Raw genomic sequence first — 1982 nt, forward strand, 5'->3', positions numbered from 1 at the left:
ACTTTGCAACAGAACCGGATTTATTTAATATTGGTCAAATTATTGTACTTAGAAAGGGAGGTAATAAAGATGAAAATGAAAAAACCATTAATTGCAACAGTTATGGGATTGTCACTTTTATGTTTTGGTACCGGTGCAAGTGCTGCAGAAACAGATGGGGTAGTTGATTCTGATGTTATACAAAGTAATAAACAAGCTAAACCAGGTATGATAAGTACTATGGCTGTACCATCAAATACGTCTAATACAAATACTTATACTCCATTTGGAGGAGGAACATATGCAGTTTCTAGTTCTTCTTCAACAACTTTAGAAGATTACATTTATGCTAAATGTAGAACTTTTAATGGAACTGATGGTTCATTAATTAATTCAAATTCTGCATCGGCAAATAGGTCTTCTTATATTAGTGCAAAAGCTAATAATGGAACTATCTATTTTGCGAACGATTGGGCAATTGGAAATCACACTTATAAACTTAGTGGATACAACGATGTTGTACACGAAACTAAAGCCTACTGGTAAAAGTTTAAAAAAGTATGCTTATAGAGGGCACTGAAAAAGTCCCTTAATAAAGAAGATAACCACCTACTATATATAGCGGGTTATCTTCTTTTTAGTTAATGTATATTAATAAAAAATCTGTTACCTACTGAAAGTAGAGAGTTTTTCAGTGGCTTCTGCTTATAGCATATCATTTTTTTCATTTAATAAGGGGTAATGATTATGAAAATAAAAAGATATTATATAGTCGGAACTATATTTGTAATTTTAATATTTTCAATCTACTTTTTTTATAAATATACTTTTAAAACTGTGGATTCCTTGAATCCAACCTCAAAAATTAGGGAAACCAACGAAGATAATCTTACTAGACAAGGTGTAAACACTATTGGATATGGGTTAAAAAATATAAAAGGTGAACATATAGATAATGGAAGTAATATTAATCCACAAAATAATATAATAAGTGTAAATGTCTCTATAGATCATAACATGGATGAACATAGGGAGTATGGTTTGATTGTATTAGAAGACTTCAAACAAGTACCCTTTAAAATTGAAAACAAACAAGAATCTACAAAATATTTTTTTAGTATGAAACCCAATACTTCTAGAGATATAAAAGTTACTTTACCTGTAAGTTCAAATACTTGCGAGGTAATATTCTTATTAATTAAAAAACCTAATTATAAACTAAAGGAAATGGATTTTAATAGAGCAGGAATATTAGAGGAAGTTTTAAGCATGCGTTACTCAATTAATCAAAATAAAAACATTAGAGATATGAAAGAAACGATACCTGATTCTATAAAAAAAGATGGTTTAAACGAATTTTTATTTGTTACCAAAAACAAAGATAAACTACAGTCTGTTTTTGTTGAACCAGAAGGGAAAGAACTTGCATTGTCTATTGGAAATGATACAGAAAAGCCGATGAGATTTGCAATAGTAGCTTTTAAAGATTGGGAACAAAGTAAAATCATTAATAATCAAGATGTATTATACACTACTGTTTCTTCAGGAGAAAGACAACTTTTTGATTTTAATTTGCCTGAAGTAGCAAAAGAAAGTAATTTCCAATTTATAGCTTTACCTTTTCCTTATGAGGTAATTCAGGAAAATTATATTAGTCAACAAGCTTTTGGTTCATTTCGAATAGTAATTCAAAATAAGGACTAAAAAACAAACTGATAAGGAGTATTATAATTTGTCTTCTATAATTATATATTCGATTATTTTTATTATCATTATTTTTTTAGCTATAATTAAAACGATAAAAGATAGTTCAAAGAAGTAATTTGTGTTGCTTTAATGTCGGCATAACACCATGTCCATCAAACTAAGAAATACATTGTTCCCCAAAACGAAAAAAAATCTGAATTCCCATGGACAACTGTAGAGATAAAATTTTCGTTTTGGGGATACTTCAAAATATTAGCTTGATGGGTATGGGGTCCCACCCCACATCCATCAACTTA

2 protein-coding genes are annotated in these 1982 nt (G+C 29.1%); both read left to right on the forward strand.

The window, feature by feature from the left end; all coding sequences use genetic code 11:
* The first annotated feature begins 69 nt into the window (after positions 1-69).
* Positions 70-525, forward strand: a complete 456-nt coding sequence (locus tag CN326_RS23825; protein WP_098311387.1) for a XoxI protein — start codon at positions 70-72, stop codon at positions 523-525.
* Between the two features lie 201 nt (positions 526-726).
* The gene (locus CN326_RS23830) at positions 727-1683 is read left to right on the forward strand and encodes a hypothetical protein (protein ID WP_255258206.1); all 957 of its coding nucleotides are present in this window, start codon (positions 727-729) and stop codon (positions 1681-1683) included.
* The last annotated feature ends 299 nt before the right edge of the window (positions 1684-1982 follow it).

The sequence above is a fragment of the Bacillus sp. AFS018417 genome (assembly GCF_002560985.1).
Taxonomy (GTDB): domain Bacteria; phylum Bacillota; class Bacilli; order Bacillales; family Bacillaceae_G; genus Bacillus_A; species Bacillus_A rhizoplanae.

Excerpts from the sequence above, each read along its gene's own strand:
- CN326_RS23830 (WP_255258206.1), top strand. The coding sequence starts at position 727 with ATGAAAATAAAAAGATATTATATAGTCGGAACTATATTTGTAATTTTA.
- CN326_RS23825 (WP_098311387.1), top strand. The coding sequence starts at position 70 with ATGAAAATGAAAAAACCATTAATTGCAACAGTTATGGGATTGTCACTT.